The following is a 17,862-nucleotide window of genomic DNA, read 5'->3' on the forward strand; positions in this document are numbered from 1 at the left end:
ATTAAAACCCACACTTTGCTGGTGGGCCGCTACTGTTTTTACAACCCCCCCGCCCCGGGCCCCACCCCCCGGGGGGCCCCCCGTCCGCTTTCGGGGCCCCCCACGGCGCCTGGCGCAACGGTTGTCCGACTGTCCGACTGTCCGACTGCTCGGTTGCCCGTCTGCTCGACTACTCGACGACGAGCTCGACCGGGATGTTGCCCCGGGTCGCCTTGGAGTAGGGGCAGACCTCGTGGGCCTGCTTGACCAGGAGTTCACCGGTCTCGCCCGCGAGCGAGTCGGGCAGCTCGACCCGCAGGGTGACGCTGAGGCCGAAGCTCGTCCCGTCCTTGCCGATGCCGACCTCGGCGGTCACCGACACGTCGCTGGTGTCGACCTTCGCCTTGCTGCCGACCAGTCCGAGCGCGCTGGCGAAGCAGGCCGCGTAGCCGGCGGCGAAGAGCTGCTCCGGGTTGGTGCCCTCGCCGTTGCCTCCCAGCGCGGGCGGCATGGCCAGCGGGAGGTCCAGGCGGCCGTCGGAGCTGACGGCACGGCCCTCCCGGCCGTTGGCGGTCGCCACAGCGGTGTACAGCGCGTCCATCGAAACCATCCCTCTCGTCGTCGGCGGCCTGGTGTGCCGCCGCCACCATTAGAGTACACAATTCAGTTGTGCACAACTGAATGGGGTGACCGGTACCCTGGGTCCATGACCGTGACGCCGACGCCGACCCCTTCCGTGTCCGACGGGGACTTCCTCCGTCTGGACCGGCAGATCTGCTTCTCCCTGAACGCCGCCTCGCGCGCCTTCGGCGGCCTCTACCGGGTGTTGCTCAAGGACCTCGGGCTCACCTATCCGCAGTACCTGGTCATGCTCGTGCTGTGGGAGCACGGCACGCTTCCGGTCAAGGAGCTGGGCGGGTATCTGCGGCTCGACTCCGGCACGCTCTCCCCCCTGCTCAAGCGGATGGAGAGCGCCGGGTTCGTCCGGCGTGAACGCGACGCCCGCGACGAGCGGTCGGTACGGGTCCACCTCACGGAGCGGGGGGCCGACCTGCGGGAGAGCGCGCTGAGCGTGCCGCGCAGGATCGTCGCGGCCACCGGTTTCGACCTCGACGAGATCGACGGCCTGCGGTCCCGGCTGGACCGGCTCACCCGCGCGCTGGACACGGCGGAGTTCGACGACGGCCCGGGGTGCGGTACGGAGCCGGGGGACCCGGGCGCGTCCCACGCCTGAGTCCCCCGGTGTCCTCCTGGGTGCTTACGCGCCCGGTGCCGCGAGCACCGCCCGGTCGGCCAGCTCCCGCCAGCCCTTCTCGATCCGGGCGCGGGAGAACCCTCGCCGGACGTGGAGATGGTGGAGCAGCGCCGTGTCGAGATAGCCGAGAAGCGCGTGGGCGAGAGCCTCGACGTCCCCGCTCGCGCCCGCTTGGCGCAGCAGCGTCGTCACATGCGTCAGCCTGACCGTGGAGGCGGGGATGAGATGCCGCCGCTCGACGCAGGGCTCGGCGGCGAGGTAGAGGTCCAGGTGGTCGAGCGTGTGGCAGATCGTGCTCGCGCCGAACGCGGCCAGCCGCTCGGACGCCGCCGTGCCCGGTCCCAGTGGGGGAGGTCCGCTCAGGAATGCCCGCTGGTACTCCTGCTCGGCGTGGTCGACCAGCGCCCGCATGAGTCCCTCACGGTCCCCGAAGCGGCGGAACAGTGTGCCCTTGCCCACTTTCGCGGCCGAGGCCACCGCCTCCATGGTGACGTTCCTCGCGCCCAGCTCACGCACGAGCGAGGTGGCGGCGTCGAGCAGCCGGGCCCGGTTGTGCGCGGCGTCCGAGCGTTCCCGGGCGGGCTGGCCGAGGACGGTCAGCTCCCGCAGCCCTGGTGATCGCCTCTCCTGTGGGGCGCTGTGCGCATTCATGAACCTACTGTAACGGGGAGACCGGGAAAGTGGACCCCGGTCCGCTTGGAGTGTTAAATGGCAGAGGCGAACCGGACCGAGGTCCGGTTCCATATGCCTCAGCACCCTCAGGAGCTCATCATGTCTGTACGTGTCCTTGCCCTCGTCGGCAGCCTGCGTGCCGGTTCGCACAACCGTCAGCTCGCCGAGGCGGCCGTCAAGCACGCCCCCGAGGGGGTCGAGGTCGTGCTCTTCGACGGTCTCGGGGATGTCCCCTTCTACAACGAGGACGTCGACGTCGAGGGCGGCGTCCCCGCTGCCGCCGCCGCCCTGCGTGAGGCCGCCGGTCGGGCGGACGCGTTCCTGCTGTTCTCGCCCGAGTACAACGGGACCATCCCCGCCGTGCTGAAGAACGCCATCGACTGGCTGTCCCGTCCCTACGGCGCCGGCGCGCTGAGCGGCAAGCCTGCCGCCGTCGTCGGCACCGCCTTCGGCCAGTTCGGTGGCGTCTGGGCCCAGGACGAGACCCGGAAGTCCCTCGGTATCGCGGGCAGCGCCGTCCTGGCCGACGCCAAGCTCTCCATCCCCGGCTCCGTGGTCCGCTTCGCCGAGCTGCACCCCCAGGACGACGCCGAGGTCGCCGAGCAGCTTCCCGCGATCCTCGCTCAGCTCGCCTCCGCCGCCCCCGTGGCCGCCTGAGCTGACACCTCTCCACCCGCACTGCCCCGCTCCGGAATCCGGTGCGGGGCAGCGTCGTATCCCCCGGAAGGCGCCGGTGCGGACGTCTGCGCGGGTCCGGCCGACACCGTTCAAATGATCGAAAGAAGGGTGGGTTAACATATGAGCGCCGCCTAGCTCGAAAGATGTGCCTGTGACTGTCAATGAGGACTCGTTCACCAACTGGAACAACCGCGAGAGGATCGCGGAGTCGATGATCCCGACCATCGGGAAGCTGCACCGCGACCGGGACGTCACCGTCCTGCTGCACAGCCGCTCCTTGGTCAACAAGTCGGTGGTCAGCATCCTCAAGACCCACCGGTTCGCCCGGCAGATCGCCGGTGAGGAACTGTCCGTCACCGACACACTGCCCTTCCTGGACGCGCTCACCACGCTCGATCTCGGCCCTTCCCAGATCGACATCGGCATGCTCGCCGCCACGTACAAGAGCGACGACCGCGGTCTCCCGGTCGAGGAGTTCACCGCCGAAGCCGTCGCCGGCGCCATGGGCGTCCACAAGATCGAGCGCCGCGAAGCGCGCGACGTCGTCCTCTACGGGTTCGGCCGCATCGGCCGTCTCCTCGCCCGCCTGCTCATCGAGAAGGCCGGCTCCGGCAACGGCCTGCGGCTGCGCGCGGTCGTCGTCCGCAAGGGCTCCGGCCAGGCCGCAGACGACCTCGTCAAGCGCGCCTCGCTGCTGCGCCGTGACTCCATCCACGGCCAGTTCCAGGGCACGATCAGCGTCGACGAGGCCAACGGCAGGATCATCGCCAACGGCAACGAGATCAAGGTGATCTACTCCGACGACCCGACGTCGGTGGACTACACGGCGTACGGAATCAAGGACGCCATCCTCATCGACAACACCGGCAAGTGGCGTGACCGCGAGGGCCTGTCGAAGCACCTGCGCCCCGGCATCGCCAAGGTCGTCCTGACCGCACCGGGCAAGGGCGACGTCCCCAACATCGTCCACGGCGTCAACCACGACACGATCAAGGCGGACGAGCGGATCCTGTCCTGCGCGTCCTGCACCACCAACGCGATCGTCCCGCCGCTGAAGGCGATGGCCGACGAGTACGGCGTCCTGCGCGGCCACGTGGAGACCGTCCACTCGTTCACCAACGACCAGAACCTGCTGGACAATTACCACGGCTCCGACCGCCGTGGCCGCTCGGCGGCGCTCAACATGGTCATCACCGAGACCGGCGCCGCCTCCGCCGTCGCCAAGGCGCTGCCCGACCTCAAGGCAACCATCACCGGCAGCTCGATCCGGGTCCCGGTGCCGGACGTCTCGATCGCGATCCTCAGCCTGCGCCTCGCCCGCGAGACCACCCGCGAGGAAGTGCTCGACCACCTCCGCGAGGTCTCGCTGACCTCGCCGCTCAAGCGCCAGATCGACTTCATCAGCGCCCCCGACGCGGTGTCGAGCGACTTCATAGGATCCCGCCACGCCTCGATCGTCGACGCCGGCGCCACCAAGGTCGACGGCGACAACGCGATCCTCTACCTCTGGTACGACAACGAGTTCGGCTACTCCTGCCAGGTCATCCGCGTCGTCCAGCACGTCTCCGGGGTCGAGTACCCGACCTACCCGGCCCCCGCGGCCTGATCGCGCCGGAGGGCCGGCCCCGTACCCGACGCTGTTCGCGGCGGAGCCGGCCCGACGGGACGTTCGGGAGGACAGCCGCGGTCCTCACCCCTTGGCGCTGCCTCCCCGGTCAGGCCCGCAGATAGGCCAGGACAGCCAGCACCCTGCGGTGGGTCTCGTCCGCCGGAGGCAGGTCCAGCTTGGTCAGGATCCCGCTGATGTGTTTGCCGATCGCGGCCTCGGAGACCACCAGTTCCCTGGCGATCGATCCGTTGGACCTGCCCTCCGCGATCAACGCCAGCACCTCCCGCTCACGCGGGGTGAGCCGTTCCAGCGGATCGCGGCGGCGGCGCAGGAGTTGGCGTACCACCTCAGGGTCGACCACTGTTCCGCCGTTCGCGACCTCGTGCAGCGCGTCGACGAACTCCTCGACCTGGCCGACGCGGTCCTTCAGCAGATAGCCGACCCCGGAACCGTCACCGGAGTCCAGGAGCTCCGAGGCGTACGCCCGTTGCACGTACTGGCTGAGGACCAGGACCGGCAGCGTGGGCCGTTTCTCCCGCAGCCGTACCGCCGTGTGCAGCCCCTCGTCCTGGAAACCGGGCGGCATGCGGACGTCCGTCACCACGATGTCGGGAGCGTGCTCCTCGACCGCGGCGACCAGCGCCTCCGCGTCCCCGACAGCCGCCACCACCTCGTGACCGCAGCGGCCGAGCAGGCTGATGAGCCCTTCCCGCAACAGCACGCTGTCCTCGGCCAGCACTACGCGCAGCGGTCGGCGGCCTCGGTCAACTCGCAAGGAAACTCCACGTGCAGCAGGGTCGGTCCACCCGGCGGACTGGACAGGGCAAGTCTGCCATCCAGAACCGACACCCGGTCCGCGAGACCGGTGAGCCCGCTGCCCGCCGCGGCGTCGGCGCCGCCCCGTCCGTCGTCGCGCACCTGGAGGACCAGGCGGCCTTCACGGTGATCCCCGCTCACCCGGGCGCGCCCGGCCCCGCTGTGCCTGGCGACGTTGGTGAGCGCTTCGCAGACCACGAAGTACGCCGCTGACTCGACCGACCGGGGCAGCCGGCCAGGCAGTTCGAGCTCGACGTCGACCGGGACCACCGAGCGGTCCGCGGCGTCGGCGACCGCGGCCGGCAGGCCGTAGTCCGCGAGGACCTTGGGGTGGATGCCATGGATGAGCTCGCGCAGCTCCGCGAGCGCCTTGCCGGCCTCCCCGTGAGCCGCGACGAGCTGATCGGCGAGTGGTCCTGGCGGCGCGTCCAGCCGAGCCAGGCCGAGGGCCATCGTCAGGGCCACCAGCCGCTGTTGGGCGCCGTCGTGCAGATCGCGCTCGATGCGGCGCCGCTCTGCCTCGAAGGCGTCCACCAACCGGAAACGGGAGTTCGCCAGTTCGACCACCCTGGCGCCCAACTCGCCCTCGCGAGAGGCGATCAGCAGCCGGGCCAGCGCGGCGCGCGCGCCCGCCACGACCCCGAGCACGTAACAGCACAGGCCCAGAAGGAGCAGGCCCAGCGCGGCGACGCCGAACGCGGTCGGCCAGGTGGTGACCGTCCACTGTTTGAGTACCTTGGCCTCCTGCCCCTCACCGACCGTGGCCATCAGCAACGGGGTGGCGATCACGGACACCGGCAGGAACAGGGCCACCGTGATCGCCAGGGCGTCGACCGGCCACAGCAGAGCGGCGAACAGCAGTGCGTATCCCAACTCCCGCCAGGTCGCCTGCTCGCGCAGCCGGGTCGTCAGCCAGGGCCACAACCCCGGCGCGGCCGGCTGCTGGTGTGGGGTCGACACCGGGTCGTGGTCGACCAGGCGCAGTCTCCACCGCTCCGCCCAGGCCACCGGGATCCCGCCGAGGATGACCACGACGAACAGCGGAAGCCCCACCACGGCAAGGGTGAGCGCGCCGCAGACCACTACCACCGCAACGGTCACCACCAGGACGACAACGCCGGTCACCGCCCCGGTGAGCAGGTACGCGACGGAGCGCCAGGGCCAGCCGGACAGCAGGAAGCCCGGCCGGGACATGGCCTGCCACACATTCCGAGGGTGCATGGGGATCACCGTAGGAGGGCGAAGCCGTCCGGTGCCATCCGCCCAGGGCACGGATCGCGGGTGAGCTGGACCGACACCGTGGGGTAGGCCTGGCCCTACCTCATGTGTCACCCCTGCCGCACTGCGCCCGCGGCGCGTTCGCGGTTTCGTGGAGGCAGCACGGAGACGAAGGAGGCGACGCCCGACGGCGTCCTGGCCTGCCGGGGTGTTCCGGACGTACTGAACACCCCGGCGTCCCCGTACCGCCCCGGCGCCCGGCCACTCCTGGAACGGCCCGCACCACCGCCGTCTCCCGGCACTTCCCTCTCGCCCAGGTGGCGCGGGAGGACCGACATCGACACGACGGGAATCGCATGACCACCGACGCGGTCCAACTGCGCTCAGTAACCCGGCGCTACGGCACGGGCGGGATGTCTGTCACCGCCCTCGACCAGGTGTCGCTCACCTTCCCGAAAGGGACGTTCACCGCCGTGATGGGCCCGTCCGGCTCCGGCAAGTCGACCTTGCTGCAGTGCGCCGCGGGCCTCGACCGGCCCACATCCGGACTGGTCACCGTCGGCAGGACCGAGCTGACCGGGCTGAGCGAGACCAGGTTGACCCTACTGCGCCGAGAACACATCGGCTTTGTGTTCCAATCGTTCAACCTGCTCCCCGCACTGACCGCCGAGCAGAACGTGGCCCTGCCCCTGCGGCTGGCCGGCCACCGTCCCTCCAGGGCCCGGGTCCACGACGTACTCCAACAGGTCGGATTGGGCGGGCGGACGCGCCACAGGCCGGCGGAGATGTCCGGCGGCCAGCAGCAGCGGGTCGCCCTCGCCCGCGCCCTGATCACCCGCCCCGACGTGCTCTTCGGCGACGAACCGACCGGCGCCCTCGACTCGGGGACCGGCCGCGAAGTCCTCACCCTGCTGCGTGGCATGGTCGACCGCGAGGGCCAGACGGTCATCATGGTCACCCACGACCCGGTCGCCGCCTCCTACGCCGACCGCGTGGTTTTCCTCGTCGACGGCCGCGTCAACGGTGAACTGACCGGTGCGGGCGCCGAGGACATCGCCGCACGCATGACCAGGCTGGAGGCCCGGCCGTGCTGAGCACCGCCCTGCACACCCTGCGCGTCCGCTGGGTCACATTCGCCGGCAGCTTCGTCGCGCTCGCGCTGGGTGTGGCGCTGATCGCCGTCATGGGGCTCGCCCTGGCGTCCTCGCTGGAGGCACCCGACCGCAAGCCCGAACGGTTCGCCGCGGCACCGGTCGTCGTCAAGGGCATGGACACCCTGCGCGTACCCACCCCGACCGGCGACCGCAGCCGGAAACTCGCGCAGCCGCGCGCCGTGCCGGACGATGTCATCGCGAAACTGAAGGACCTCGGCACCGTGGTCGAGGACCGTTCGTTCACCGTACGCGCCCGGGGCGGCCCGGGCGATCTGGTGGGCCACCCCTGGTCCGTCGCCGCTTTCGCGCCGTACCGGCTCGACGCGGGACGGGCGCCGAAGGCCGCAGACGAGATCGTCGTCAGCGGCGACTGGGCCCGGCCGGGCACTCGGGTACGGACCGACGCCGGTACCGTACGCGTCGTCGGCACCGTGGCCGGAGCCGGCTTCGAGAACGCCGTCTTCCACACTGACGCCCGCGCCGCCGAGTTGGCACCCCGCAGCGTCCAACTCGTTGTCGAGGCAGGCGCGTCGGCCGTGCGTGAGGCGGTGGGTGGCAGGGGCGGTGTCCGGGTCCTCACCGGCGACGCCCGCCGGTTCGCCGACGCCGATCCCGAGCGCGACAGCGACGCCCTCACCGCGATGAACGCCCTGTTCGGCACGGCCGGCGGTGTCACCGGATTCGTGTCGGTGTTCGTGGTGGCGTCGACCTTCGCCTTCGCGGTCGCCCAGCGCCGCCGCGAGTTCGGGCTGCTGCGTACGGCCGGAGCGACCCCGGGGCAGATACGCCGCATGGTCGTCTGCGAGGCGCTTCTGGTCGGTGTGCTCGCCTCGGCGACCGGCTGCGCGCTCGGCCACCACGGGGCGCCGAAGCTCGCCCGGTGGGCGGTCGACGAAGACCTCGCGCCGCGCTGGTTCACCCTCGGCGACCACACCTGGCCGTACCACATGGCCTTCTGGACGGGCCTGCTCGTGGCGGTGTGCGGAGCGCTGGCCGCGTCCTGGCGGGCCGGGCGGACCGGCCCCGCCGAGGCGCTGCGCGAGTCGTCCGTGGACACCCGGGCGATGACACCGGGCCGCCGGCTGCTCGGCGGGGCCCTGCTGCTGACCGCTGTCGTGACACTGGCCCTGGTCCTGATGGCGGACCCGGGCGACCTGCTGCACCGTAAAACCTATGTGAGCCGGCCGATGCTGCTGATCACCGCCGTGGCCCTGCTCGCGCCGGCGCTGGCGCGCCCGCTGATCCGGCTGATCGCCTGGCCGCCGTCCCGGCTTCCCGGCGCCACGGGGCTCCTGGTGCGGGAGAACGCCGCCGCCGGTGTCCGGCGCACCGCCGCCGTCGCGGCGCCCGTCCTGGTCACGGTCGCTCTGGCGGGCTCGCTGCTGGGCGCCACCGCCACGCTCAACGGGGCGAAGGCCACCGAGGTACGTGAGCGGATGACCGCCGACTTCGTGGTCACCCCGGCGGGCGACGTGGGCTTCGACGACGTGACGCTGGACAGGCTGCGCGCCGTGCCCGGCGCCGAGGTCTCCGCGACCAGGGCGAGCGCCGTGTACGTACGGGAGGAGGGCGTGGCGCTGGTCACGTCCGAGGCCCGCGCCGCCGACCCCCGCCTGCTCACCCGCACTCTCCAACTCCCGCTCGTCGCGGGGAAGGTGAGCGACCTGGACGACGGTTCGATCATCGTCAACGAGGAGTGGGAGCGGCACTCGGTGGGGCAGCGTGTGGAGGTGTGGCTCGGTGACGGAGCGAGGAAGTCCCTGACGATCGCCGCGGTCATGGCGGTCGGCACCGGCGGCAACGGCGTCTACATCACCCCGCGCAACGCGCCGAACGCGCCCGTCGACCGGGCCGACGTGCGCGTCGCGGACGGCGCCGACGCGTCCGCTGTGGGCGCCGGAGTGCGGGACGCGGCCCGCGCGTCCGGCGGGGAAGTGCTCACTCCGCGGCAGTGGGTACGGGCGACGTACCCCGAGACCAACCGCACCACGCGGATGGGCCTCCTGCTGGTCCTCGGCATCGCCCTGCTGTACACCGGCATCTCGCTCGCCAACACCATGGTCATGGCGACCTCCGACCGGGTCCGCGACCTGGCCGTGCTGCGGCTGGCCGGAGCCGCCAAGGGGCAGGTGCTGCGTCTGGTGGCCGCCGAGGCGCTGATGGTGGTCGTGGTCGGCGCGATGCTGGGAGCGTCGGTCGCCGCCCTCAACCTGATGGGCATGTGGAGCGCGCTGGCCCTGCTCGCGGTGTGGACGCCGATCGAGATCCCGTGGACGGCACTCGGCGCGACCGTGGGCATCTGCGTGGTGCTCGCCGTGGTCTCGGCGGTCGTCCCGGCCGGACTCGCCCTGCGCCGAGGGGCGGTGGAGCCGACCGGCGTACGGGAATGACCGGCTCACCCGGATAGGCCCGCGGTCGGACGGGGAGTTGTGGAGCACACGGACAGCCGCTTCAGGCGAGGGGACCGCGCATGGGAACGGGAACGGTGCCGGTCGTCCTGGCCGTGGGGCCCGTGCCTTCGCGGCCCGGCACGGCCTGGTGCTCTTCGGCGTCCACCTGTTCGGCTTCTGGAACAGCGGCACCTCCCTGACGGCCCCGATGGACCTGGACATCGACCGCTCCGGCACGAACCGCGGGCTCCGCCCGGACCACGGCTGACAGCGGCTCTCCGTACCCGGGCGGAGTTCCGGCGACCACGATTGACCTCAACGTCACTTGAGGTTCTACGGTCCTCCCATGAGTATGGAGACCACAGCCTGGACGCAGTTGCAGAACGTCATGAACGCCCGCCCCGGGAACCAGCCGTTCGCCCGTGCCACCCTCCGCGGGATCGCCGATTTCGCCAGGCCCCACCGCCGGGGCATCATCCAGTTCGTCCTGCTCGGTGTGGCCACCGCGCTGCTCGCGGTGGCCACACCCGTCCTCGCCGGCCGCGTCGTCGACGCGATCGTGTCCGGCGGCGACGAGCGGATCGTGGTCCGGCTCGCCCTGCTCATCGCGCTCATCGCCCTCGCCGAGGCCGGCCTGGGCCTCCTCGGCCGCCGGCTCTCCGCCACCCTCGGCGAGGGGCTGATCCTGGATCTGCGGACCGCGGTCTTCGACCACGTCCAGCGCATGCCCGTCGCCTTCTTCACCCGTACCCGCACCGGGGCCCTCGTCAGCCGGCTCAACAACGACGTGATCGGCGCACAGCGCGCCTTCAGCAACACACTCTCCGGTGTCGTCAGCAATGTGGTGACACTGCTGCTGACCCTCGCCGTGATGCTCACCCTCTCCTGGCGGATCACGCTCCTCGCGCTCGTCCTGCTGCCCGTGTTCGTGGTGCCCGCGCGCCGGATGGGCACCCGTATGGCGCGGCTTCAGCGGGAGGCGGCCGACCTCAACGCCGCGATGGGCAACCGGATGACCGAGCGGTTCTCGGCACCGGGCGCCACCCTGATCAAGCTGTTCGGGCGGCCCGACGACGAGTCCGCCGAGTTCGCGGCGCGCGCCCGCAGAGTACGGGACATCGGGGTCCGTACGGCCATGGCGCAGTCCACGTTCATCACCGCCCTGACCCTCGTCTCCGCCCTGGCCCTGGCACTCGTCTACGGGCTCGGCGGCTCCTACGCCCTGCGCGGCAGCCTCGAACCCGGCGCCGTGGTCGCGCTCTCCCTCCTCCTCGTCCGCCTCTACGCGCCGCTGACCGCGCTCGCCGGCGCCCGCGTCGAGGTGATGAGCGCCCTCGTCAGCTTCGAGCGGGTCTTCGAGGTCCTCGCCCTCCGCCCCCTCGTCGCGGAGCGACCCGACGCCCGGCCGGTCCCCGACGGGCCCGTCTCCGTCGAGTTCGACGCCGTACGCTTCGGCTACCCCTCCGCCGACAAGGTCTCCCTCGCCTCACTGGAAGAGGTCGCCTCGCTCGACACCCGCGGCGGCGCCGAGGTGCTGCACGGCATCTCCTTCCGCGCCGAGCCCGGCCGGACGGTCGCCCTCGTGGGCTCGTCGGGCGCGGGCAAGTCGACCATCGCGCAACTCCTCCCGCGCCTGTACGACACGGACGCGGGCACCGTCCGCATCGGCGGTGTCGACGTACGCGACCTGTCCGCCGAATCCCTGCGCGCCACGCTCGGCATGGTCACCCAGGACGGCCATCTCTTCCATGAGTCCGTCCGCGCCAACCTGCTCCTCGCCCGGCCCGGAGCCACCGACGACGAGCTGTGGGACGTCCTGCGCAGGGCCCGCCTCGACAGTCTCGTCCGCTCGTTGCCCGACGGGCTCGCCACCGTCGTCGGTGAGCGCGGCTACCGGCTCTCCGGCGGCGAACGCCAGCGCATGACCATCGCCCGGCTGCTGCTCGCCCGGCAGCGTGTCGTGATCCTCGACGAGGCGACCGCGCACCTCGACAACACCTCCGAGGCGGCGGTGCAGGCAGCGCTCGCCGAGGCCCTGGAAGGCCGTACCGCCGTCGTGATCGCGCACCGGCTCTCCACCGTACGGGCCGCCGATCTGATCCTCGTGGTCGAGGACGGCCGGATCGTCGAACGGGGCACGCACGAAGAACTCCTCGCCGCGGAGGGGCGGTACGCGGAGCTGTACCGCACGCAGTTCGAGAACGGGACGCCGGGCGACGCGCGCGACCGGGCGGTCCCCGCGCCGCCGGGTGAGGACGGTTCGTCCCTCTCGCCGTCGGTGGCCCCGGCGACGTAACCGTCCGGCCGACAGCGGTCCCCACGGCCACCTCACCCACCCGCAGTTGTCCTGCACGCGTCCACGGCCACCTCCCACGGACGGCGAGGACGCCCTGGACGTCCGGATCGCCGCGCGCGTCGACCGGTGACCGGACTGAGCGGGAACAGGTCTGCCGTCACGATTCGGGGGCACCCGCATATCAACCGCCGGAGGAGTCGGTCATGTCGGGACAGTCGCGTACTGATGGTCATCGCCTTCCTGACCCGTGCCGCCGACATCGTGTCGAGCGGAGCCGTCACGTCGGTGAACGCCATGCTGCCCGGTCCGGCACCGCCGGCCCCGCGCGTGGCGGGCGTCGGCGACGTGCGGCGCCCCGACCGGCAGCGGCCGGACCCCACTCCACGCGGCACTGTGACCCGAAGCGCGTCCTCCGTACGCCGACGACGGGCCCGATCCGGGCCCGTTCCGGCGCGGCAAGGACACACACGACGAACGCGGTTCCGTCTCGGACGGCCGTGTTGAAGGAGACATCATGATGACCTCGCTCACGACGACCTTGGCCACCGACGCCTCCGAGGCCCCCGCGTGGCTGCACGTGCTGGTGATGGCGGCGGCTGTGCTGATCCTCGTCTACAGCCTCAGCCGCCGCAGCAACTGACCCGCGCCCGACGCCACGCTCAGCGCTTGAGCCCTGATCCGAGGAGACGGGCGCGAGGGTCCGGAAGTTGAGACGGCCGGCTGGGAACGGGACGTCGCCGGGCCGGTCTCCGTCGCCGGTGACAGTCCGATCGGCCCGACGGAGACCTCGGAGGAGCCGGCCGCCATCATGAACAGGAGGATGAGGATCAGCGGGATCCCGGCGTTCCCGGTGGCCTCCGGGATGAGGAGCAGGAACAGATGGGCGCAGCCGGTCCGGCCCAGTCCGACGGCCACCCCGTGCCGGCCGATGCGTGCGAGCGGGGTCCGCTCGGCCCTGTCACTGATTAGGTAGACTGACCTACCTATTGAGTGATGGAGGGGCCGATGGCTGACACCGGCACCGCGGGGGAGCGCCCCCGCAGGCGGCGCGGGGCCGCGCGGGCACGACTGCTCGCCGCCGCCTCGCGCCGCTTCTACGCGGACGGCGTGACGGCGACGGGGATCGACGCGATCACCGCCGAGGCGGGCGTCGCGAAGATGAGCCTGTACAACAACTTCTCCTCCAAGGCCGACCTGGTGATGGCCTATCTCGACGCGCGCCACGAGGAGTGGCTGGAGCTGTACCGGCGGCGGCTGGACGGCGTGCGGGACGGCCGGGGCGGGGTGCTGGCGGTCTTCGACGCGTACGCCGATCACGCGGCCTTCGCGTACGAGCGGGGCTTTCGCGGCTGCGGTCTGTTGAACGCGGCGGCCGAGCTGCCCGCCGGGGACGAGGGGCGGTCCGTGGTACGCCGGCACAAGGAGCAGGTCGAGTCCCTGCTCGCCGGACACGTCGGGGAGATCCTGCCCGAGCGGCCCGAGGAGGCGCGCGCGATCGCGGAGCACCTGGCGTTTCTGCTGGAGGGGGCGATGGCGCGGGCCGGCCTGGAGGGTGGGGACACCCGCGTGCGGCATGCCCGGGCGATGGCGTCCGACCTGCTGGATCGACTGTGACGCGGGCCGGCCGAGAGGCATCCGCCGGGGTGGGCGCCGGGTCGCTGTGCATTCTCCTCGCCTCGGTGCTGTGGGGCACCACGGGTACGGCCGCGACTCTCGCCCCCGGAGTGGGCCCCCTGGCGATCGGGGCCCTCGCCATGGGGATGGGCGGACTGCTCCAGGCCCTCGTCGCCGCCCGCCGCATGTCCCGGCAGGCGTCCGCGCTGCGGGCGCAGCGAGGTGCGCTGCTGCTCGGCGCCCTGGCGGTGGCGGTCTACCCCTTGGCGTTCTACAGCAGCATGCGTCTGGCGGGGGTGGCCGCCGGGACCGTGGTGTCGATCGGATCGGCCCCGCTCGCCTCGGCGGTCATCGAGCGCGCGGTGGACGGACGCCGCCTCACCCGCCGCTGGATGACCGGCGTCGCCCTGGGTCTGTCCGGAACCGTACTGCTCTGCCTGGCCGAAGCCGCCGAGGCGGCCGGCGCGCACGACGGCTCCGGGCTCAGGCCGCTGGGCTCCACGGTCCTCGGTGTGGGGCTGGGCCTGGTGGCCGGAGTCACCTATGCCCTGTACTCCTGGGCGGCCCACCGCCTGATCAGCCGAGGCATCACCTCCGGCGCGGCGATGGGAGCCGTCTTCGGGACCGGCGGGCTGCTGCTCCTGCCCGTGCTGGCGCTCACCGGTGCTCCGCTGGTGGAGTCCTGGTCGAACGCGGCCGTCGGCGCGTACATGGCCCTGGTGCCCATGTTCCTCGGCTACGTCCTCTTCGGCTGGGGTCTGGCCCATGTCCCGGCGAGCACCGCGACCACCCTCACGCTCCTGGAACCCGCCGTCGCGGCCGTCCTGGCCGTCCTGGTCGTCGGTGAGCGCCTGCCCTTCCTGGGGTGGTTCGGCATCGTCCTGGTCGTCGGCTGCCTCGCCGTCCTCACCGTACGGTCCCGCGCCGCTGCCACGCCGGGCCCGACGCAGGCCGCCGAGCCCGAGCGGGTCACCACGGGCTGACCAGCGGGGTCCGTACGTGACTCTCCCGTGGACCCGTAAATCCGAACCGGACAACGGGAATGTGGCGACCTGGCGAGGTGCGCTCACGCCCGCGCCGGACGTGCGTACGCACGGGACCTGACGGAAGTTCACGCGTGGGCTCGGTCGGCCCGGGTGTGCGAGGCCCGGCGAAAACTCCCCTGTTCGACCTCTTGACGTGAGCCCCACCGCGGCCCAAAGTGCAGTTAATGCGCATTACTAATGCGCATTAACGGACGGTCGAGCCGAGGAGGAGTGCCGGTGGAGCAACCACGCAAGCGGGCCAAGCCAGGGAGGGCCGCCACACCACCGGGCCGCACCTCACGGCCGCGCCAGGCCGAGGTGGCCCGGCTGGCCGGGGTCTCGCAGGCCACGGTCTCGCTCGTGCTCGGCGGCAAGAAGCAGGGCGCCGCGATCTCGCCGGAGACCCGGCAGAAGGTGCTCGACGCGGCCCGCAGTCTCGGCTACGTACCGGACCCGGCGGCCCGCAGGCTCGCCGCCGCGCGCAACGACCTGCTCGGTGTCTTCAGCTTCACCGCGACCTTCCCCACCGACGTGCAGCACTCGTACTACCCCTTCCTGGTCGGCGTGGAGCGGGAGGCAGCGGCCCGCGGCTACGACCTCGTGCTCTTCACCGGCTCCAGCTCCGGTGGCGCGGGGGCCGCAGGACCGGACGCCCTGAGCAGGGTCAGGCTCGCCGACGGCTGCCTCTTCCTGGGGCGGCACGCGCCCACCGAGGAACTGCGGCGCCTGGTCGGGGACGGGTTTCCCGTCGTCCACCTGGGCCGCAGGGACGAACTGGAGGGCCTGGCCTGGGTCGGTGCCGACTACGTGAGCGCCAGCCACGAGGTCGTCGCCCGGCTCGCCGCGCTCGGTCACCGCCGCATCGTGCTGGTCCGCGAGGACGACGACGCGCCCGCCTCCACCGACCGCGAGCACGGCTTCCTCAAGGGGCTGGAGGAAGCCGGACTGCCCGCAGGACCCGACGCGGTCTTCCGTACCGCCGACCCCGAACGCACGCTCACCCCGGAACGGCTGCGGGAGTGGCTCGACGACGGGGTGACCGCCCTGGTCGCCGAGGAGACCGACACGGGCGGCCCGTGGCGGGCCCTGCGCACCGCCGTCGACGAGGCCGGCCTCGACTGCCCCGGCGAGGTGAGCCTCGCCCTGCTCGGCAGCCCGCCCGCCGATCTCGCGGCAGGCCCCGTCCCCACCGGGTTCGACATCCCCCGCCCCCAACTCGGTGCCGCCGCCGTCCGGTTGCTCGCCGCCTTGGTCGCGGGGGAGGAGGCGGACGAACCCCTCGTGGCCTGCCCCTTCCGGCCCGGCGCCACGGCCGGACCCCCGCCCCGCGGCGCCTGACCCTCCACAAACCCCCGCACCCCGGACGTCCGCGCCGCCCACACCACGCGCAGGCCCGCAGCACCCGTACCAGAACGCACCACAACGCACCACAACGCACCACAGAGCATCACAAGGAGAACCGTGACCAGCCAACCTGACATCCTCGTCGTCGGCGGCGGACTCGGCGGTGTCGCCGCCGCCCTGGCCGCCTGCCGCGCCGGCCGTACGGTCGTCCTCACCGAGGAGACCGACTGGATCGGGGGCCAGCTCACCTCGCAGGCCGTCCCGCCGGACGAGCACCCCTGGGTCGAGCAGTTCGGCGTCACCGCCTCCTACCGCGCGCTGCGCGAGGCCATTCGAGGCTACTACCGCGACTGGTACCCGCTGCGCGCCGAGGCGGCCGCACTGCCGGGACTCAACCCCGGCGCCGGCCGGGTCAGCAAGCTGTGCGCCGAACCCCGCGTCGCGCTGGCCGCGTTGGAGGGCCTGCTCGCCCCGTACCGTTCCGCCGGCCGGCTGACCCTGCTCACCGAACACCGCCCGGTGGCCGCCGAGACCGAGGGCGACACCGTACGGTCCGTCACCCTGGAGGACCTGCGCGGCGGTGGCCGCCGTACCTTCACCGCCCCCTACGTCCTCGACGCCACCGAGACGGGCGAACTGCTGGAGCTGGCCGGGGTCGAGCACGCGCTCGGCGCCGAGTCCCGCGCCGAGTTCGGCGAACCGCACGCCCCCGAGCAGGCCGACCCGCTCAACCAGCAGGGCATCACCTTCTGCTTCGCGCTCTCCCACCACGAGGGCGAGGACCACACGACAGAGAGGCCCGCCGACTACGACTTCTGGCGAAGCTACACCCCGGAGTTCTGGCCCGGCCCGCTCCTCGGTTTCCTGGCGCCCGACCCGCGCAGCCTGGAGGCGGTGCCGCGCACCTTCGTGCCGAACCCGGACGTCGACCCGCTCGCCGTCAGCGCCGACCAGTCCGCCGACGCCGGGGACAAGGAACTCTTCGGCTTCCGCCGCATCCTCGCGCGCAAGCTGCACCAGGACGGCTCCTTCGACTCCGACATCACGCTCGTCAACTGGCCGCTCAACGACTACTGGCTCAAGCCGCTGATCGGCGCCGGCGAACAGACCGCGGCCGAAGCGGTCCGCGAGGCCAAGCAGTTGTCGCTGTCCGTCCTGTACTGGCTCCAGACCGAGGCCCCGCGCCCCGACGGCGGCGCCGGCTTCCCCGGGCTGCGGCTGCGCCCCGACGTCATGGGCACCGAGGACGGCCTCGCCAAGGCCCCGTACGTGCGCGAGTCCCGCCGTATCAAGGCCGTCACGACCGTCACCGAACAGGACGTGGCGATCGACATCGTCGGCCCCACCGGCGGCACCCGCCACCGGGACTCGGTCGGCGTCGGCAGCTACCGCATCGACCTGCACCCCTCGACCGGCGGCGACAACTACATCGACATCGGCTCCGTGCCCTTCGAGATCCCGCTCGGCGCACTCGTCCCGCGCCGTACGCGCAACCTGCTGCCCGCCGGGAAGAACATCGGCACCACCCACATCACCAACGGCTGCTACCGGCTGCACCCCGTCGAATGGAACATCGGCGAGGTCGCCGGCGCGCTCGCAGCCCATTGCCTCGACGAAGGCGTCGAACCGCGCGAGGTGCAGGCCGAGGACAAGCGCTTCGAGACCTTCGCCGCCCTGCTCGACCGCGCCGGAGTCGAACGCCACTGGCCGCAGGTACGCGGCTACTGAATCCACCGGAGACCGGGAAGCAGGACGGCGCGCCCGGTCGCCGGGCGGCGGGACGGCCGGACGGGAGCAGCTCCACCTGCCCCG

The 17,862-nt window shown here is 72.0% G+C and carries 15 protein-coding genes; 11 read left to right on the forward strand and 4 right to left on the reverse strand.

The genetic code is table 11. The features are described 5' to 3' along the window. Positions 1-169: 169 nt before the first annotated feature. A complete protein-coding gene (locus ACFXPL_RS11215; protein ID WP_384916095.1) occupies positions 170-580 on the reverse strand; it encodes an organic hydroperoxide resistance protein in 411 nt (136 codons plus the stop codon). 105 nt (positions 581-685) lie between these two features. On the opposite strand from ACFXPL_RS11215, the gene ACFXPL_RS11220 reads away from it, so the two are divergent. Further along, entirely contained in the window at positions 686-1,213 is a 528-nt protein-coding gene (locus ACFXPL_RS11220; RefSeq protein WP_384916098.1) for a MarR family winged helix-turn-helix transcriptional regulator, read from the forward strand. A gap of 24 nt (positions 1,214-1,237) precedes the next feature. On the opposite strand, the gene ACFXPL_RS11225 is transcribed toward ACFXPL_RS11220, so the two are convergent. Continuing rightward, positions 1,238-1,885: a TetR/AcrR family transcriptional regulator gene (locus ACFXPL_RS11225; protein ID WP_384916102.1), complete on the reverse strand. Its 648-nt coding sequence runs from the start codon at positions 1,883-1,885 to the stop codon at positions 1,238-1,240. Between the two features lie 120 nt (positions 1,886-2,005). Between ACFXPL_RS11225 and ACFXPL_RS11230 the strand changes: the two genes are divergently transcribed. Then, complete coding sequence (locus ACFXPL_RS11230) at positions 2,006-2,563, forward strand: NAD(P)H-dependent oxidoreductase (RefSeq protein WP_384916105.1); 558 nt, start codon at positions 2,006-2,008, stop codon at positions 2,561-2,563. A gap of 172 nt (positions 2,564-2,735) precedes the next feature. Further along, positions 2,736-4,190 (forward strand): glyceraldehyde-3-phosphate dehydrogenase, encoded by a 1,455-nt coding sequence (locus ACFXPL_RS11235; protein WP_384916109.1) that lies wholly within the window; start codon positions 2,736-2,738, stop codon positions 4,188-4,190. Positions 4,191-4,299: 109 nt separating this feature from the next. On the opposite strand, the gene ACFXPL_RS11240 is transcribed toward ACFXPL_RS11235, so the two are convergent. Together ACFXPL_RS11240 and ACFXPL_RS11245 are read right to left on the reverse strand one after the other, a co-directional pair. Further along, positions 4,300-4,968: a response regulator gene (locus ACFXPL_RS11240; protein WP_384916112.1), complete on the reverse strand. Its 669-nt coding sequence runs from the start codon at positions 4,966-4,968 to the stop codon at positions 4,300-4,302. Beyond that, positions 4,932-6,230, reverse strand: coding sequence for a sensor histidine kinase (locus ACFXPL_RS11245; RefSeq protein ID WP_384916114.1), 1,299 nt, complete (start codon positions 6,228-6,230; stop codon positions 4,932-4,934). The genes ACFXPL_RS11240 and ACFXPL_RS11245 overlap by 37 nt, the downstream gene beginning before the upstream one ends. A 353-nt stretch (positions 6,231-6,583) precedes the next feature. On the opposite strand from ACFXPL_RS11245, the gene ACFXPL_RS11250 reads away from it, so the two are divergent. From ACFXPL_RS11250 to ACFXPL_RS11285, 8 genes are all read left to right on the forward strand, one after another. Then, entirely contained in the window at positions 6,584-7,321 is a 738-nt protein-coding gene (locus ACFXPL_RS11250; RefSeq protein WP_384916117.1) for an ABC transporter ATP-binding protein, read from the forward strand. Beyond that, entirely contained in the window at positions 7,315-9,771 is a 2,457-nt protein-coding gene (locus ACFXPL_RS11255; RefSeq protein ID WP_384916120.1) for an ABC transporter permease, read from the forward strand. The genes ACFXPL_RS11250 and ACFXPL_RS11255 overlap by 7 nt, the downstream gene beginning before the upstream one ends. Positions 9,772-10,123: 352 nt before the next feature. Continuing rightward, positions 10,124-12,067, forward strand: a complete 1,944-nt coding sequence (locus tag ACFXPL_RS11260; protein ID WP_384916375.1) for an ABC transporter ATP-binding protein — start codon at positions 10,124-10,126, stop codon at positions 12,065-12,067. A 514-nt stretch (positions 12,068-12,581) separates the two neighbouring features. Then, complete coding sequence (locus ACFXPL_RS11265) at positions 12,582-12,707, forward strand: hypothetical protein (RefSeq protein ID WP_384916123.1); 126 nt, start codon at positions 12,582-12,584, stop codon at positions 12,705-12,707. A gap of 365 nt (positions 12,708-13,072) precedes the next feature. Further along, positions 13,073-13,681, forward strand: a complete 609-nt coding sequence (locus ACFXPL_RS11270; protein ID WP_384916126.1) for a TetR/AcrR family transcriptional regulator — start codon at positions 13,073-13,075, stop codon at positions 13,679-13,681. Continuing rightward, the gene (locus ACFXPL_RS11275) at positions 13,678-14,664 is read left to right on the forward strand and encodes a DMT family transporter (protein ID WP_384916128.1); all 987 of its coding nucleotides are present in this window, start codon (positions 13,678-13,680) and stop codon (positions 14,662-14,664) included. Before ACFXPL_RS11270 ends, ACFXPL_RS11275 begins: the two co-directional genes overlap by 4 nt. A 279-nt stretch (positions 14,665-14,943) precedes the next feature. Next, positions 14,944-16,044 carry a LacI family DNA-binding transcriptional regulator gene (locus tag ACFXPL_RS11280; RefSeq protein ID WP_384916131.1) on the forward strand — a complete coding sequence of 367 codons (1,101 nt, stop codon included), beginning with the start codon at positions 14,944-14,946 and terminating at the stop codon, positions 16,042-16,044. 123 nt (positions 16,045-16,167) lie between these two features. Beyond that, positions 16,168-17,778: an FAD-dependent oxidoreductase gene (locus ACFXPL_RS11285; RefSeq protein ID WP_384916134.1), complete on the forward strand. Its 1,611-nt coding sequence runs from the start codon at positions 16,168-16,170 to the stop codon at positions 17,776-17,778. Positions 17,779-17,862 lie beyond the last annotated feature (84 nt).

Origin of the sequence: Streptomyces sp. NPDC059092 (genome assembly GCF_042756365.1) — a bacterium.
GTDB lineage: Bacteria > Actinomycetota > Actinomycetes > Streptomycetales > Streptomycetaceae > Streptomyces.

What these genes read in the sequence shown, in the direction of transcription:
- ACFXPL_RS11230 (WP_384916105.1), top strand. Translation starts at nt 2,006, where the DNA reads ATGTCTGTACGTGTCCTTGCCCTCGTCGGCAGCCTGCGTGCCGGTTCG.
- ACFXPL_RS11265 (WP_384916123.1), top strand. Translation starts at nt 12,582, where the DNA reads ATGATGACCTCGCTCACGACGACCTTGGCCACCGACGCCTCCGAGGCC.
- ACFXPL_RS11215 (WP_384916095.1), bottom strand. Translation starts at nt 580, where the DNA reads ATGGACGCGCTGTACACCGCTGTGGCGACCGCCAACGGCCGGGAGGGC.
- ACFXPL_RS11220 (WP_384916098.1), top strand. Translation starts at nt 686, where the DNA reads ATGACCGTGACGCCGACGCCGACCCCTTCCGTGTCCGACGGGGACTTC.
- ACFXPL_RS11245 (WP_384916114.1), bottom strand. Translation starts at nt 6,230, where the DNA reads ATGCACCCTCGGAATGTGTGGCAGGCCATGTCCCGGCCGGGCTTCCTG.
- ACFXPL_RS11250 (WP_384916117.1), top strand. Translation starts at nt 6,584, where the DNA reads ATGACCACCGACGCGGTCCAACTGCGCTCAGTAACCCGGCGCTACGGC.
- ACFXPL_RS11260 (WP_384916375.1), top strand. Translation starts at nt 10,124, where the DNA reads ATGGAGACCACAGCCTGGACGCAGTTGCAGAACGTCATGAACGCCCGC.
- ACFXPL_RS11225 (WP_384916102.1), bottom strand. Translation starts at nt 1,885, where the DNA reads ATGAATGCGCACAGCGCCCCACAGGAGAGGCGATCACCAGGGCTGCGG.
- ACFXPL_RS11270 (WP_384916126.1), top strand. Translation starts at nt 13,073, where the DNA reads ATGGCTGACACCGGCACCGCGGGGGAGCGCCCCCGCAGGCGGCGCGGG.